Source organism: Haloferula chungangensis (genome assembly GCF_042664875.1).
Lineage (GTDB): Bacteria > Verrucomicrobiota > Verrucomicrobiia > Verrucomicrobiales > Akkermansiaceae > Haloferula > Haloferula chungangensis.
Window position 1 is genome coordinate 427,368 of the sequence record NZ_JBHTBS010000003.1, and the last position, 16,286, is coordinate 443,653.

14 protein-coding genes are annotated in these 16,286 nt (G+C 57.7%); 13 read left to right on the forward strand and 1 reads right to left on the reverse strand.

The genetic code is table 11. From position 1 onward, the window contains the following. Positions 1-395 precede the first annotated feature (395 nt). From ACFQY0_RS08455 to ACFQY0_RS08495, 9 genes are all read left to right on the forward strand, one after another. Positions 396-3,935 (forward strand): hypothetical protein, encoded by a 3,540-nt coding sequence (locus ACFQY0_RS08455; protein WP_379711298.1) that lies wholly within the window; start codon positions 396-398, stop codon positions 3,933-3,935. 5 nt (positions 3,936-3,940) lie between these two features. Further along, positions 3,941-4,636, forward strand: coding sequence for a hypothetical protein (locus tag ACFQY0_RS08460; protein WP_379711300.1), 696 nt, complete (start codon positions 3,941-3,943; stop codon positions 4,634-4,636). Positions 4,637-4,938: 302 nt separating this feature from the next. Next, entirely contained in the window at positions 4,939-6,051 is a 1,113-nt protein-coding gene (locus ACFQY0_RS08465) for a hypothetical protein (protein WP_379711302.1), read from the forward strand. Positions 6,052-6,126: 75 nt separating this feature from the next. Then, positions 6,127-6,399, forward strand: coding sequence for a hypothetical protein (locus tag ACFQY0_RS08470; protein ID WP_379711303.1), 273 nt, complete (start codon positions 6,127-6,129; stop codon positions 6,397-6,399). 59 nt (positions 6,400-6,458) lie between these two features. Continuing rightward, complete coding sequence (locus tag ACFQY0_RS08475; RefSeq protein WP_379711305.1) at positions 6,459-6,803, forward strand: SEL1-like repeat protein; 345 nt, start codon at positions 6,459-6,461, stop codon at positions 6,801-6,803. Continuing rightward, positions 6,773-7,210, forward strand: a complete 438-nt coding sequence (locus ACFQY0_RS08480; protein WP_379711307.1) for a tetratricopeptide repeat protein — start codon at positions 6,773-6,775, stop codon at positions 7,208-7,210. Before ACFQY0_RS08475 ends, ACFQY0_RS08480 begins: the two co-directional genes overlap by 31 nt. A 174-nt stretch (positions 7,211-7,384) precedes the next feature. Then, a complete protein-coding gene (locus ACFQY0_RS08485) occupies positions 7,385-8,308 on the forward strand; it encodes an RluA family pseudouridine synthase (RefSeq protein WP_379711309.1) in 924 nt (307 codons plus the stop codon). Then, positions 8,305-9,258, forward strand: coding sequence for a D-2-hydroxyacid dehydrogenase (locus ACFQY0_RS08490; RefSeq protein ID WP_379711310.1), 954 nt, complete (start codon positions 8,305-8,307; stop codon positions 9,256-9,258). The genes ACFQY0_RS08485 and ACFQY0_RS08490 overlap by 4 nt, the downstream gene beginning before the upstream one ends. Positions 9,259-9,495: 237 nt before the next feature. Continuing rightward, entirely contained in the window at positions 9,496-9,759 is a 264-nt protein-coding gene (locus ACFQY0_RS08495) for a hypothetical protein (protein ID WP_379711312.1), read from the forward strand. Here the strand turns inward: ACFQY0_RS08495 and ACFQY0_RS08500 are convergent. Beyond that, positions 9,720-10,922, reverse strand: coding sequence for an FtsW/RodA/SpoVE family cell cycle protein (locus ACFQY0_RS08500; RefSeq protein ID WP_379711314.1), 1,203 nt, complete (start codon positions 10,920-10,922; stop codon positions 9,720-9,722). The genes ACFQY0_RS08495 and ACFQY0_RS08500 overlap by 40 nt on opposite strands. Before the next feature lie 120 nt (positions 10,923-11,042). On the opposite strand from ACFQY0_RS08500, the gene ACFQY0_RS08505 reads away from it, so the two are divergent. The 4 genes from ACFQY0_RS08505 (at position 11,043) to ACFQY0_RS08520 (ending at position 16,283) form a co-directional block, all read left to right on the forward strand. Then, positions 11,043-11,537, forward strand: a complete 495-nt coding sequence (locus tag ACFQY0_RS08505; protein WP_379711315.1) for a hypothetical protein — start codon at positions 11,043-11,045, stop codon at positions 11,535-11,537. A gap of 177 nt (positions 11,538-11,714) precedes the next feature. After that, positions 11,715-13,205: a Na+/H+ antiporter NhaC family protein gene (locus ACFQY0_RS08510; RefSeq protein WP_379711317.1), complete on the forward strand. Its 1,491-nt coding sequence runs from the start codon at positions 11,715-11,717 to the stop codon at positions 13,203-13,205. A 47-nt stretch (positions 13,206-13,252) separates the two neighbouring features. Further along, complete coding sequence (locus ACFQY0_RS08515) at positions 13,253-14,404, forward strand: LptF/LptG family permease (RefSeq protein WP_379711318.1); 1,152 nt, start codon at positions 13,253-13,255, stop codon at positions 14,402-14,404. A gap of 10 nt (positions 14,405-14,414) precedes the next feature. Beyond that, the gene (locus ACFQY0_RS08520) at positions 14,415-16,283 is read left to right on the forward strand and encodes a SulP family inorganic anion transporter (protein WP_379711320.1); all 1,869 of its coding nucleotides are present in this window, start codon (positions 14,415-14,417) and stop codon (positions 16,281-16,283) included. The last annotated feature ends 3 nt before the right edge of the window (positions 16,284-16,286 follow it).

Below are 16,286 nucleotides of genomic sequence, written 5' to 3' on the forward strand. Positions count from 1 at the left end.
ACATTCGTAAACGGCCCAACCCCCGAAACGTCCATCGGACTCCCGCAAGCGTGACAATAGGCGATCTCTGCTTTCCCGTCCGGCATTCGTGGGACCATAACGCACAATCCCCGCCAATACTTCAAACTTTTGTTAAATGAAGTGGCCGCCCTGGCCTCGGTAGGGCGACGCCCCCCGCCCTGCCCCCCCATCTAAAGTACTCGCCCGCCTGCCAAAAAAACGCTAATAACGTCACTCGGCTTGGCACGAATTGCGCTCACAAGCATCCGTGCTGCACCATCATGTTTCCTGCAGCTGCCCAAGCGATCAGCCGACCACCATCGACTCTGACCTGACGGCAAAATTCTTAATCACGAAGCATCCGCAATTTAACATTGAGTGCTATGACGCCTAAGATGCAAAAAAGTGGACCCAAGGGGTTTGCCCTGGTTGCCACCCTGATCATGATGATGCTCCTGACGCTCGTCGCGCTGGGACTACTGTCTCTCTCAAGCATCTCTCTGCGCACCGCGTCACGAGGGAGTGCCATGGCCGAGGCGCGGGAGAATGCACGCTTGGCCCTGACGCTTGCGATTGGCGAATTGCAGAAAACCCTCGGCCCCGACAAGGCGATCACCGCCACATCGGGCATCCTCTCAGAAAATCCAGCCAAGAACCATATCACCGGCGTCTGGGATTCGTGGGATTACGACATCTCGAGTTCGTCTTTGGACTACGACTCCGAAAAATCCAGCCGCTTCCGCAAGTGGTTGGTTTCCACCGCATCCCCCAACGACGCAGAAACCAAGGACTTTGGCAATGCGGCTTGGAACGAACCCACCGTCGAACTCGTCGGAGACCATTCTTACGGTGGCTCCAGCCAATCGCCGATCGTAGCCGGTTTGGTTCCAGTGTCTGACGGAACCTCGTCGGGAGCATTTGCCTGGCACGTATCCGACGAGTCCACCAAGGCACGCATCAATCTTTACCGCGATCCCGACCTGAACGATACGCTATCCAGAAAGCGGGCCTTGCTGGCAGGCCACCGTCCGGATGTTTCCGTGATCAAAGGGGTCGATGGTGGCAAGCTGGATTTCCTGCCCAATGATTTGACCGCTGCCGACTACCTGGACTCGGAAGCCACGACCAGCAAGGTGATCAGCCTCAATCAGGTCGGACTTCTCCCGGGAAATGGCAACTCCCCGGAAAAGATCAAGGCATACCGGGACGATGTGACGCCTTACTCTCTCGGCCTCCTCACGGACGCCCGAAACGGGGGGCTCAAACAGGACCTGTCATCGATTTTTGAAATGAGCAACTCGGCGACCTCCACGTCGCTACCATCCGAGTTCGCAGACAGGAAACTGTACGACTCGACCCACGGCGTCTCCGGAGTTTCGGATCCCTACTGGGATGCCCTAGCGAGTTACTACAATATCTTTCGTGGGGTCACCCAGCCGGACACCGATCCGTCCTTCGCCGCGCAACTGCCCCAGGCCGTTTCCCTCACCGACCTCGGTCCCCAAAAAACCTTCACCCCCGGTCCCGTCATTCAGAAGGTCGAAATGCTCTTCACGTATGTGACCCGGGATTCACACGCCAGCTGGACCCGCGATCTGGCGGCGGTCAATCCACGCCTGGCCTACATGGGGCACCTGGTATTCTCTCCATTGGTCACGCTTCACAACCCTTACAACATCAGCATTTCGTTCGATAAGCTGGACATATCAATGGCCAATCTACCGGTCGCCTTCAGATTCAGCGTGAATGACTCCCCTCAGAACAAGGAGCTCGTTTCCATGAACGACTTGTTTTTCCAAAGCCAGTTCCGGAAAGAAGTCGTTTTCAATATCCAAATCGCAAATTGGGAATCACCTGGAAGCGGATCGACGTCCGAACCGATCACACTGAAACCAGGGCAGACCCTGGTATGTTCACCATATCTTGATCCGGACGCCACCTTCAACAACCGCTCGGGCTTCTTCAATTATACGAACAACCTGACGTCGACCATCAAGTCGAAGCCCGGATACTCCGGTCGAAGCATGGGTTATGATGTGGACTGGCTGACTCCGATCCACAATGGCCTGAGCGCTGCCACTCAAAATGACGGGAAGCTTGGAGTGCTGGGACTGAGGGACACCGATTCGGTTAAAATCGAATACGCAATCAGGCAGCCCAGCATCGGGGTTAAGGACTCGTTCCAGGTGTCCGCCAAAGTGACGACAGAAGGCACCTCGAAGAGCTATGGCGGTCTGGTATTCACCTACAACGACGACGCCAACCTCGAGAAGCTTTATCCGGAAATCTTCAGCTACCCTGAGGATGGATCTTTCGAGGCGATGTCCGCGTATGTCCCGAACACCGAGGCGCTTTCCAATCATGCGAAAGCCCTCACCTTCGGGGTATTTTCAGCCTATGCCCGCACAACCAGCGGCGGAGTATATGACAATGGGACGCGTACGCCTACCAAAGGTGCCCTGAACTTCCAACGTGATGGACGCCTTGCCGGAATGCCCTATCTCTTTCACAATCCCGCACAAAAGGTCGTCAACATCGACCTGGGAAATGTCGCGCCTGCCGCACAATCTCACGAACTGAATTTCCAGGGCTTCACTTCCAATGGTCAGGCGGAAGACTACTTCAACCTGGACGTCACCAATCGCACCGCAGCCATCACCGGCAATTCAACTCAACGGGGCATTAAGTCGGGAAGCTACTTCGAACTTCCCACCGGGCCCATGCAGACCATCGCGGACTTCCGTCGATCGAATGCGCTCACATCATCCTATCTGCCGAATTACGTCCAGCCGGTTTCAAATTCTCGCATTTCCCCGCTGATGTCCACGGACAAGGTGACGATGAGCGACCCCACGATCGCCTCCTACGAGCTCCTCGATCACTCGACACTCTCGAACCATGCCTTGTATGATCGATTCTATTTCTCGACCTTCGCAAGCGATGGAGACCGGGATCCTGGTGAGGCTTTCGATGGCTTCATGAGCGGAGAGTCACGACTGCTTTCCCAGGCCTTCCAGCCCTATCTACCTCCCGGCGAAACGAGTGCCAGCGCCTCGGAGAAACTCTTCAAACAGGGGGTGCCGATGAACCATACCTATCAGGAGGCCGCAGGTTACCAAATGGTTCGAGGCGCCTTTAACGTAAATTCCACCAGCATTCGAGCCTGGAAGGCCAAGCTGGCCTCGATGAACCACTCTGAAATCGCCACCCTCTGGGCCAAGAATGGCGGACTTGAGATCGTGACCGCTGAAAACACTCCGATTCTCCCCATGTCTCTGACAAATGGCGGCGTTGCCGGGTCGGCCATCGTCGATGCGGCAAAGATCGACAACACCAGGACCAATGACTGGAACGGCCATCAGGAACTCACTGATGAAGAGTTGGAATTGCTGGCAACCAGAATTGTGGACGAGGTCAGAAAGCGCGGACCCTTCCTGTCCATGTCAGAATTCGTCAACCGCCGGATCGGACCCGACTCCGAACTCACCCGAATGGGCGCGCTGGAGGCCGCCATCACCCACTCCAGGATCAATGAGAAGATGTACACGGAACAGGTTCCGATTGCGGAGACCGACCTGTCCCTCAAGTCGATCTATCCATTCAATACCCCCCTGGCTTCGGTGGGAAACCCTGCCAGTGGGGCACCCGGATGGGTTTCTCAAGGCGACATCATGCGACTTCTGGAACCTGCCGCTACCGTGCGGTCCGACACCTTTGTTATTCGGACCTACGGAGAATCAAGAGACAGCGCAGGCAAGGTGAAGGCAAAAGCATACGCTGAAGCACTGGTCCAACGCATGCCTGACTATGTCGACTCAGGCGACTCCCCTTTCGTCAATCCTTACGCGGACACGGACGCTAAAGAAGTCAACAAGACCTTCGGACGCCGCATGAATATCATTTCCTTCCGTTGGCTGACCTCGAACGAGATTTGATTCATATGACATTACGATCCCTGCTTACGATACTGGTTTGCCTTGTTTGTTCCACCGAAAGCTGGGGCGAAGAGGTCCGGATCAGTATCCGCGCTGTTTTCCATAACCCCTCGCGTCCCGTCGGGCATATTTTCGTATCCGATCAGACCGATGGTCGAGTGAAGCTCAATATGGTTACTGGCGGACTGTCAAAGTCCACCAAGACCAAATCGATTGACGGGAAGCTCTACTTCTTCAGCAACGACATCGTCGACCCGGAAGATCCCCTGGCGGGTCGGGTGGCAACTCTCCGCGTGCCTGACAACCTGAAGAGCGCCATCGTAATTCTCGTACCCGCACCGCCAAAGTCAAAGTCTCCACTTCAGGCGATTTTGATCCCCGATTCTTCCAAAGAGTTTTCAAAGGGCGAATCGCGAGTGCTCAGCCTGATCCCTGTGGAGGCAGGGGTGGAAGCTGGAGAGCATAAGGTTCGACTCCTTCCCGGCAAGGTGAGCAGGATTCCAGCGGTGGAAAAGCTCGACGACTACAACATGGCGCAGACGAACTTTTACTACAAGCTTGAGGATTCGTGGGTCACCTTCACCGAACGGCGCTTGCAGTTCCTCGATGACTACCGCCGGATCTTCATCATATCCCCGACAGCTGGAGGAACGCAGCCCATGATCACGACGATCATCGACACGGCCACTGAGGCGAGTTGAAGGAGCCAAAAGGGCATCCTCTCCCACAACCTGGCGTGACGACGATACCGCATCGTCAGCTTCACCGAGTCGCGGTCCCACCAGAAGCTTCGGTGATGATGGAATCGACAAGAATGATGGCAAGCCTGTCACATTTCTGAAGCCTCCGAAGCCCTCCCACTGCTGGCCCGGTTTCTCAGGCGCCATCAGCGCGCCCTGCATTGACACAGCATCCCCCGCCCGCGAACCTTCTCCCCGATGGAGATTCTCGTGGAAAGTAACGCCGGCACGTGGCTCGGGGCAGAACTAGCGCCCGACCCGATGTGGCGCACTTCTCCCAGGCTTTTGAAAGCAACTCCAAACTTACGAAGAGTAAATTGGCACTACTGATGATCTCCCACGTATGGATTAAGGGAGCTGCCTTTTGCCTCCTTCTGATCGGTTCATTCCTACTCGGAATGCGTTATCAGTCCCATATCACTGAGGACAACCTCGGATCGAATTCTAAAGAAGTTACCCGGAAGTCATCCTCAAACCCCGCCTCAAGAGCTTCCACGAAAGACGAAACCCGGGACTCCGGAAATGTTGATCAAGCGAGAAGCGATGGGAGTGGTCTGAGGTTTTCCGAAATGACAGAACAGGGGCAGCGGACCAACCTGTTGCAAAGACTAAGTAGTTTAAAGGCTGATCTTGCTGCGAGTGATCAACCCGATCGAATCATTACAGAGTTTCTCAGCGACCACGCCTCGATGAACGGGCTACAGAAAATGGCGATGGAGGGCATGCTGGAAAACAAGCTCGCCGAAATCGACCCAGACGATCCCGATCCGTTCCATTGGCTCGCGACGATTTACTCCAGCATCCAGCCAGGCTTAGGAGCTGGCACTCCATACGGAGAAACTCATGAGGAGCTATTTCTAGGTGTTCTGTATTCTAGGGCGAAGCAGCAAGGGATCGATATGATCGCAGGAATCGAAAAAATCCCGGATACTGAAAGCGGGACGATGTTCAAGATGAAGTTCATCCCTGAGATGATTGTCCTTGGTCAGGATTCCTATGCAGAGCTGGTCGACGGGATGCCTCTGGAAACAAGAACGGAGATCCAACAAGGAGTCATGGAAACTTCCGCAAGACACCAAATTTATCGCGAGGAGGCGCTTGGTCTTTATCTGTCCGAGGAAGGGAGGAGCGGAAATCATGAGAAGCTCGTTTCCAAGTGGTTTCAGGATCCCGCCTGGTTTTGGGACCGATCCAACGAGATCGCCGAACGAATTGCGGAATCACCTCAGGGCCCCCGGCGAGACACAGTGCTTAAGGAGCTCATACCGATACTCAGCCATAGCGATCCAGAAGGCGCCTATGGATGGACCGAGCTGGTCGCCGATCCATTGCTGAGAAGCCAGCTGCAGGCAGATCTTCCCGAAGAGAAGCCCTGATGACCCGCGACAGCACTGTTCCTTTCCGCACCCCGCATTGACACGCCATCCCTCGCCCGCGAACCTCCGCCCCATATGGAAATTCTCGTGGAAAAGGACGCCGGCACCGGCCTCGCCCGCGAGCGTCTGGCCGAGACCTCTAACAGTTGGCATGAGGTTTCACCCGTCGTCGCCGTGGGCCCACTCTCCCGGCGCTTGCTCCGCACCCATCCGCTGCGCGCCGTCGACGCACTCCAACTCGCCGCCGCCCTCGCTCTCGGAGAGGTTGGTTTGAACGAATTCACGTCCGCCTGCTCCGATACCCGCCTCGCCACAGCAGTCGAGATCGAGGGCCCTCAAGTCCTTTGACCAACTCAGCGAAGCTCGATCATCTGCAGTTCTCGCCCGCTAAAATACCATCTCCGAACATGAATCCTAAATTACTCTATCTGACGATCATTCTTTTAATCGGTGCGGTAGTAGCTCAAGCGATCTTAGCTCATCAAAAAGCCAAACAAACCGCTAAGGCAAATGCATTTTTAGCTCTGGGAATCAGCTACGATACCGGAGAATTCTATCTTGGCATTCTCGACAGAGCCAAGGATCGCGAGGAAGCGATGAAATGGTACCGAAAAGCTGCGGAAGCAGGAAACCCCACAGCAATGAACCGCGTGGCCCGAGAGCTTGAAAGATCGGCCGATATGGGCAAAAAAAGGAGGTATTGCGATGGTACAGCAAAGCGATGTCCATGGGAGATACCGATGCAATGCTGAACTTGGGCCTATTTTATTACGATGAGGAAGACGGTCGCGTCATGGAAGAATGGCTTCTCCAATCAGCGAATTCAGGCAATGTTACTGCGATGAACCAATTGGGGTTCACTTATCTATACGGAACGGGCGTTGAGCGCGACGGCAAGAAGACCCTGGAGTGGTTCCGAAAAGCCGCAGAAGCAGGTGATAGAGACGCAATGTATCGACTAGGTGAATGTTACGTCGGAGGTAATTGCGGACCCGCCAACCAGAGCGAAGGTGTTACCTGGTATCTCAAAGCTGCAGAAGCAGGTCACAAGGGCGCGGCAGGATCTCTTGTCTGGTTTTACGAAAATGGCAGAAGTGTCCCCAAAAGCCTCGAGGAAGCGAAGAAGTGGCGAGAGAGAGCCCGGCGAGAATCAAACTAAAGGGTCTCGGAAGACCCAGGCCAGCTCAGACAGCAAGACCCTGGATTGCCATTCTCCTCTCTTCAATCTGCGTCCATCCCGTCCATCTGCGGTTGAAATTTCTCCAATTCAGCTTCACTGACCGCCGCACCCCGCATTGACACGTCATCCCTCGCCCGCGAACCTCCGCCCCAGATGGAAATTCTCGTGGAAAAGGACGCCGGCACCCGGCTCGACGCCTGGCTGGCCTCTCGTCTCTCAGAGCTTTCCCGCTCGCGCATTCAGGAACTCATCCGCGAGCAGCACATCCGCAAAAACGACCAACCCGCGAAACCCCGCGACTCCGTCTCGCTCGGCGACCGCATCCAGGTCGAAGTCCCCGAGGCCGTCCCCGCCGACGCTCAGCCCGAGGACATCACTCTTCGCGTCCTTTACGAAGACGACTCACTGATCGTCATCGACAAGGACGAAGGCATGGTCGTCCACCCTGCCGCCGGAAACCCCGACGGCACCCTCGTCAACGCGCTGCTCCACCATTGCAAAGGCCAGCTCTCCGGCATCGGCGGCGTCGAACGCCCCGGCATCGTCCACCGTCTCGACAAGGACACCTCCGGCTGCCTGATCGTCGCAAAAACCGACACCACCCACCGCTCACTCGTCGAGCAATTTGCCGGACGCACCACCGACAAGCGCTACCTCGCCGTCGTCCAAGGCAGACCCTTGCAGGAAAGCGGCACCGTCTTCACCAACATCGGACGCCACCCGGTCAACCGCATGAAAATGGCGGTCCTCAATCCGCCCGGCGGCAAGCCATCGATCACCGACTACAAGGTTCTCGTCACGGATCCCTCCAACAACACCTCGCTCATCCTCTGCCACCTGCACACCGGGCGCACCCACCAGATCCGCGTCCACATGCATCACCTCGGCTGCCCGATCATTGGCGACCCGATCTACGCCAAGCCCGCGCGACAATCCGCCTCCACCGGCCGCATGATGCTCCACGCCTGGCGACTTCAGGTCGACCACCCCGAGATCCGAAAAAGGCTCGCCTTCGAAGCTCCCATCCCGCCTGAATACACCCCCTGGCTCCAACTGTTAGAAACACCCATCTCATGAACCTCGTCTTCCTCGACGCCTCGACCCTCGACCGCCGCGACATCGATTTCAGCCAGCTTGAAAAGGAAGGCACCCTCACTTTGCATCCCACCACCGCCCCTGCAGAAACCTGCAGCCGGGTTGCCGATGCCGAAGTCATCATCTCGAACAAAGTTCCCGTCACCGCCGAAGTCCTCGACGCCGCTCCACGCCTACGGCTCGTCGTTTCCGCTGCCACCGGCGTTAACCAGATCGACCTCGATGCCTGCCGTGACCGCAAGATCGGCGTCGCCAACGTCGCCGGCTACTCGACCGAGAGCGTCGCCCAGCACACCTTCTCCCTGATCCTCGAACTCGCCACCCGGACCATAACCTACTCATCCAAGGTCCGCCAGGACTGGCCCGCCTCCCCGATTTTCACCCGACTCGATCATCCCACCTTCGAGCTCGCCGGCAAGACTCTCGGGATCGTCGGTCTCGGAACCATCGGCCGCGCCGTCGCCCGCATCGCCAGCGCATTCGGCATGAAAGTCATCGCCTACGCTCGTGAAGGATCATCAGCTGATGAATCGATTCCCCGCATCCGCGAAGGCGACTTCTTCTCCCAAGCCGACATCGTTTCCCTCCACTGCCCGCTCACTCCGGAAACCCAGCATTTCATGAACGCCGCCCGCATTTCCGCGATGAAACCCGGCGCGCTCCTCATCAACACCAGCCGCGGACCGCTCATCGAAGATGCTGCGCTATCCGACGCCCTCCGCAGCGGCCAGCTCGGTGGTGCCGGACTCGACGTCCTCGCCGTCGAACCCCCACCCGCCGATCACCCGCTGTTAGAGGAAGGCATTCCCAACCTCCTCATCACCCCCCACACTGCCTGGAGCACCCGCGAAGCCCGCAGCCGTCTGCTCGAGGGCATCATCGCCAACATCCGCTCCTACAAAGCCGGAGAAAACCTCAACCGAATCGTCTAACAATTCCCTCTTGGTAGCACGGAAGAGAATCGGACCTGGATGGATAGGATGGATCAGATGAATGAAAGGCTTCTGACACGAACGTTGGGTAGAAAACTTTGACTCCAATATCCTACCCATCCCATCCATCCCATCCATCCTGGTCCAAAATTTTCAAAGCACCTGCCTTTCCCCCTCAAAGAATATCCGCGTCCATCGCGTTCATCTGCGGTTAAAATCTCAACTCCCACCCACCCCATGAACCTCGACGAAGACTCATCCGCCGACTCCTTTTTCAGCGACCTCATCGCCGCCGTGGAGCAGCAACTCAACTCCCCCGCCACGCCCTACGTGAAACAAACCTACGAGCGCCTGATCAAGGCCGGCGTTTCTGAAGACGAAGCGAAAGAAATGATCGCCGAATGCCTCGCAGAAGAAAGCGACGCGATGTTCCGTGGAAAGCGTGAGTTCGACGAGAAGTCCTATCGGTTGCTACTCGGCAGCATCAATCCCGAAGGTTGATGCTCTTTTTCCGTTCGCACGACCTCGACCTTGATCGGTTTGCGATGGACCCAGACGCTCTGCACCAGCCCGAGCAGGAACATGCACATCACCACAAAGGTGCCTGAGTAGCTGATCAGCGGCAGCGGAATACCAGTGATCGGCATCAGCTTGATGCACATCCCGATGTTCTCGAAAATGTGCGCGAAAAACAGCGCGACGACTCCCCCGACGATCATCCGCCCCATCGGATCTCGCGCATAGGTCGCCACAAAAAGGCACAGCACCAGCAGCAGCGCGAAGCCGGTAATCAGGAGCATGCTTCCTCGGAAGCCCTGCTCTTCGGCAATTACCGGAAAAATGAAGTCGTTGTGCGCGGTGTTGAAGGGAATGAGTTTACGATCGTGAATCGATCCGCTTTCCGCATTCGCCATCCATCCCGTACCCCGCCAACCGGCATGGCCGACCGCGATCGAAATGTGATACGGCGCCCAGGCATCACCACTGATGTCGACTTCGCGATTTTGCAGCATGTCGAGGAACAGATCAATCCGCGCCGCACCACGCTCGGAAGCGATTGGTAGGACGACAAAGTACATCAACGGCAAGGCCGCCAGCGCGCCCAGGCTCATGAAAGTCAGATAGCGGAATGGCACGCCGCTCACGATCAGCGCCACCGCCGCGACCGGGATCCAGACCAGCGCGGAACCCATGTCGCCCATTTTCACCACCAGTAAAAACGGCACGCCTGTAATGATCCCGACCAAACCGACCTTGACGATCGGTTCCTTCAGCAGCCAACCGACTTTCGGAATCAGGCTTCCCAATCTCGGCAAATCCTGAAGAAGCCACGCCAGCATCAGCACCCCCGAAGCAATCGCCAGCTGCGCCGGCTGGAAGCTCAATCCTCCGGCCAGCTCGATCTGGTGAACGTCGGCATCCGAATTCATGATCTTGGCGCAAAGGGCCAGCCCGATCACATACATCGGCAGTCCCAGCCAGCGGAACCAGCGATAATCCAGCAGTGAGGTCACGAGATAGACCGCCGAGCCGATCATGATCCACATCTTCTGCTTGTTCGCAAAAGCCTCGCCACCTTCCGACAAATGCCGGGCCGCGCTCTCGATCGAAAACACACCGAAAATCAGCAACCCGTACATCGTCAGCACGAGCGCCCAGTTCATTCCCAGCAGTTTTCTCAGTAGCGGTGTCATCCGGCCCGCCGACCATAGTCCCCGACCGCCTGCTGACAAGCCGTCTGAATGAGTCTTGCCCAGAACCCATTGCTCGCCATGCTTTCCATCATGAAAAAGTTCCTCCCGCCGCTTGCCGTTCTCATTCTCGCAGGGCTCTTCCTCGGCTGGTGGTTCCAACCGGAGAATGTCCTCAAACGGCGCATCGCCAGCCTCTTTGACACCGCCGAGGTCCCCATCACCATGAGCGAGCTATCGCGAAGCAGCCGCGGGCCGAACGTCGCCGAGTACCTTTCGGAAAGAATCGACGTCGGTGCTCCAGACCAGGTCGATAGCCGACTTCGCGACTCCTATCACCACGACGACCTCGCTGGCATCTACTCCGCCGTCGCCCGACGCTGCAGCCAGATCTCCATCGAGGCACCCACATTCGAAAGCATTGAAATCGACGGCAACACCGCCCGTGTCCGCTTGAGGGTCGACATCATCGTCGAATTTTCCGACCGCCGCCCGGTCGACGGCATCCAAGTCATGGACATGACCTGGGAGAAGCCCGAGAACCACTGGCAGCTTTCCAGTATCAGCTGGACCGAGACGGGTCGCTGAAGCCAAGGCGGGTCGGTGCGGTGATTCCCTACCCGAGAGTTGGAGAGAGTCTCCCAGCGCCCGAGCTCGCCCAATGCTTGCAAGAACGGCTAGGGTCGGGAACCCTTTCTCATGCGGCAATGGTTGCTTGGACTCGGGCTTATCGCTGGAAGCTGGCTGGTTCTTTTCGTCCCAGCTTTGACCGAACTCCTTCCTTTCTGGCCGGTTGTCGTTGCTCTCGCGACCATTCTCCTCACTCGAAATGCCGCAGCCGGACTCGGTGCGGGCGTGATCGCCGGGTGCCTGGTCCTAGCTGGCGGGTCGCCCGTGGAAGCCGTTCGCATCGCCATTGCCGAGCATCTTTTCCCTGCTCTCGACGGCACTTGGCACGTTAGCGCGTTGATATTCACCCTGCTGTTAGGGGCTTTTGCCGGCACTCTGGAGACCTCCGGCGGATTTACCGCGCTCCTCAAGACGATGCTCGCGGGCAGCAGAAAGCCCGAACGTCGGGTGTTAGGTTCCGTCTATGGGCTCGGTTTGCTCTGTTTTTTCGACGGACTCGCCAACAGCATGCTCATGGGTCGCATCTCCCGCTCCGCCGTGGATCGCATCGGAGTGTCACGCGAGAAGCTTGCCTGGGTGGTCGATTCAACAAGTTCACCGGTCGCCTGCATCGCCTTCATTTCCACCTGGATCGCCTTTCAGCTCACTCTCATCGGTGACAATCTCCCCGGCGGCGAGGCCTATGCCCTCTATTTGCAGTCCATCCCGGCCAACCCCTACTGTCTGCTCACGCTTTTTCTCGTGCCGCTCGCCATTTTCCGGAACTGGGAGCCCGGAGCCATGAAACGCTTCACGAGAAGCACCGAAAACAGCGACGACTCCACCGGAGCCACCACCGCCCCATGGCGTGTGCTGGTTCCCCTCGGCGGGCTCGGCGTTTCCATCATGATCTCCCTGCAAATCTGGTCGGGCGAGCCGATTGACCTGCTCTCCCTTGAAGCATGGCGAGTGGCCGCAAGCGGTAGCGGAACGCCATTCGCGCTCGTCGGCGGAGCCCTCGGAGGGCTACTCGTCGCGTGGACCTGCTACCCCCCTGATCGTCGTCGCGAGTTCGGCCCCGCGATGTTTCAGGGAGCCGCCGGACTGCTCCCCGCTGTCCTGATCCTGATTCTTGCCTGGTGTCTCGGCAGTGTTTTTCAGGAATCCGGTGCGGCCCAGCAGATCCAGCTTCTTCTCGGAGATCAGATTACGCCGCACTGGCTGCCACTCGCCGTCTTTGCTGTCACCTCTCTTACCGCTTTCGCCACCGGATCCTCATGGGGGACGATGGCCCTGCTCATGCCCCTCGCCCTCAATGTCCTAAGCAATTCGGAAGCTTCGGAAGCTTCGGAAACAGCGCTTTCCCTTGCCCCTGGAATCATCGGAGCCGTCTTCGGTGGGGCGGTGTTCGGCGATCACTGCAGCCCTTTTTCCGACACCACCGTGGTCAGCGCCCTCGCCTCGGGTTGCCGACCGATCGACCACGTCGTCAGCCAACTTCCCTACGCTCTCACCGCCGCCTCGGCGGCTTCCCTGGCCTACCTTCTCATGGCCATCGGTCTCCCTGCTGGCGTATCGACCCTCACGGCAGCGACGGCCCTAACGGTGTTTGTTGTCATCCATGGCAGGCGATCATCTTCTAGATGATCGCTCGACAGCCAGCCGCCACCGCGCCAAGCTGAACCCATCATTCCATGTGGATCTCGGACCGATACATCGGACGGCAAATTCTGTCCGGCACGCTCTTCGCCATCGTGTTGCTGAGTCTGTTGTTGGTTCTGGGGAATATCTTCCAGAAGATCCGCAGTCTGCTGGTCGAATTGCAGGCTCCCATCTCGATCCTGATCGAGTTTGCGATCAACGTGCTACCCGTCTCGCTGATCTTCACCGTTCCATGGGCCTTTCTCTCCGCGGTGCTGCTCGTCTTTGGAAGGCTCTCATCAGACAACGAGCTCAACGCTTTCCGCGTCGCGGGCATGAGTCTGGTTAGAATTGCGGCTCCGGTCTTTTTTCTTGGCCTCTTATTTTCCATCCTCTGCGTCTGGCTGAACGTCAGTGTCGCCCCACGAGCGAAAGGGAAGGTGAACAACATCCCGGTTCACGTCGCGCGCTCGATGATCAAGGAGCCTCAAAAGCTCCTCATGGCGGGCGTTAATCAGACCTACCTCAAGGACGTGAAGGTCGATACCGATTTCACCGAAGGAGAAGGATTCAAGAACTTCCATGTCTTCCTCAACCAGAGCCCGGGGATGGGCGGCGCCTACATTCACGCCGATCGTGCGGAAGCCGTCGTCTACGAGGAAAAGCAACAGATCCATCTCCGGTTGACCAATGCCTACATCGAAGGGCAACGGGGGAAAAAGGATGGGGCAGCCGAAGCTCAGAGTGACGAAGAAGACGAATTCATCATGCTCTCCGACGACCTCGAGTGGATGGTCATCGACTACTCCGATGATGGACTCGAGAAACCGAAGCTCGGTGAAATGAGCAACGGGGAGATCAAGGAGTTCGTCAATAGCTGGCCGGAGCCTGCGGCAGATGCCCGCCCGGCGAAAGTCGAGGCCATGCGGCGAGCCAGGGCCCGCGCTCTAGCAGAACCGGCCCGCCGCTACGCAAGCTCCTTCGCGTGCCTCGCCTTCGCTTTCATCGGAGTGCCACTCGGCATCAAGGCAAGACGTCGGGATACTTCCACCGGCCTGGTGCTAAGCCTTGTCATTGGTGCCTGCTATTTCGTCGGTGGCAACATGATCAGTGACTCGGGGCTCGCTCCCTGGATGGCATGGATCCCGAATATCGCCTGCGTCTTACTCGGCATCATCCTTTTCCGCCGCGCGCGTTTCCGCTAATCTGAGCTCGATGAGCAAATTATTCTCCCCATCAAAAATTTTCCGGCCGATCCGGAAGTACTTCGAGGGAGATAGCATCGATCTATTCGCCGTCGTCGGGCCGATCAAGCGCTACACTCGCGAGAAGTTTCGCGCCGACATGGGAGCTGCGCCGAATGTCGCCTTGCTCTCCATCCCCCAGGGGATCGCCTACGCCGCCATCGCCGAACTTCCGATTGCCTTCGGCATCATCTGCTCTGCCATTGCGTCAATCGTGGCACCGGTATTTGCGGGCTCCCGCCACACCATCCTCGGCCCGACCAATGCAACGGCCTTCATGCTGTTCAGCTTCTTCGCGGCCCAGCCCGAACTCGCCGCACGCGAAACCGAGCTGATCCCGCTGCTTGTCATGCTCGTCGGGATCTTCTGCCTGATCGGCGCCGTTTTCAAGGTCGCCGACCTGCTTCAATACGTCTCGCGCTCCGTCCTCGTCGGCTACCTAACAGGAGCCGCGGTGCTCATCATCGCAAACCAGTTAAAACACATTTTCGGGATCTCCGCGGAAGTGGCGGTGTTTGAACCGAAAAACTTCGTGAGTCTGGTCGGAGCGCTGGCCCAAAGCATTACCGCTACCCAGTGGCAGTCCTTGCTGGTGGGTCTCGTGAGCCTCCTTCTCTATTTTTCGCTTCAGAAATTCCGTCCCAAGTGGCCGAATTTCTCAATCGCCCTTGTCGTCATTTCGGCAAGCTTTGGCTACCTGATTCACGCAGGCGGAGTGTTTGCCGACACCGCGACGTTCCGCACCTTCTCGCTCGCTGACCTTGCTCCAAGGATTCCGAATTTCGGAAGCGGTCATCTCTTCGAGGACGTCTCCTCATTGATGGCCGTCGCCTTCGCCATCGCTTTCCTTGCCTGCCTTGAGAACACCGTGATGGCCAAATCCATCGCCTCGCGGACCGGCGACCGAGCTGAGGTCAATCAGGACATGTTCGCCGTTGGAGCCGCCAACCTGGCCTCTGCCTTCACCGGAGGCATGCCCGCCTCCGGCTCGCTCACCCGCTCGGTCCTCAACTACACCTCTGGAGCCATCACCCGCTTCGCATCAATTTATTCCGGGCTCATGGTGCTCGTTGCAGCCCTGATCATTGCCTGGCTGCCCAATTTCGGCATCGCCCTCATCGACTACGTCCCGAAATCCGCGCTCGCTGCCTTAATCGTGGCCATTGCCATCGGCATCATCAATCCCGCCAACATCCGAATTTGCCTGCGCTCCACGCCCGACGACGCCGTCGTGCTTGTCACCACCTTCATTTCCACGTTGATCGCCCCCCTCCACGTTGCCATCTTCATCGGCGTCGCCCTCTCCATCACCCTCTTCCTCCGCCGTGCCAGTCGTCCTCACCTCGTGGAGTACGAATTCAGCGATGAAGGCGAGCTCCGTGAGTTGGGTGAAAAGCGCAAGCGTCCCAATCCTGCGATCTCGATCGTCCACGTCGAAGGCGACCTGTTCTTCGGAGCTGCTGAGCTGTTTCGCAACCAGCTTCAGCGAACGGCAGCGGACCCCTCGCTGCACATTCTGATTCTGCGTCTTAAGAACGCCCGCCACCTCGATGCCACTTCCGTGCTGGCGCTCGAAGAACTGATCAAATTCATGCGCTCCGACGGTCGTCATGTGCTCATCTCCGGCGCACCACGAGAGGTCTACAAGGTCCTCAAGAACTCCGGCGTGTTGGAAATCGTTCAGGAGGGGGCCGATCGATCGAAGGGTGAAAGCAACATTTTCCTCTACCGGGCCAGCAATCCAAACATCGCCACCCGCGATGCCCTGAAGCGCGCCCAGCAACTTCTCGGCGGAGAAAAGGCCGACATTCGGATCTTCTACGATCCCAACAAAAAGTAGGGT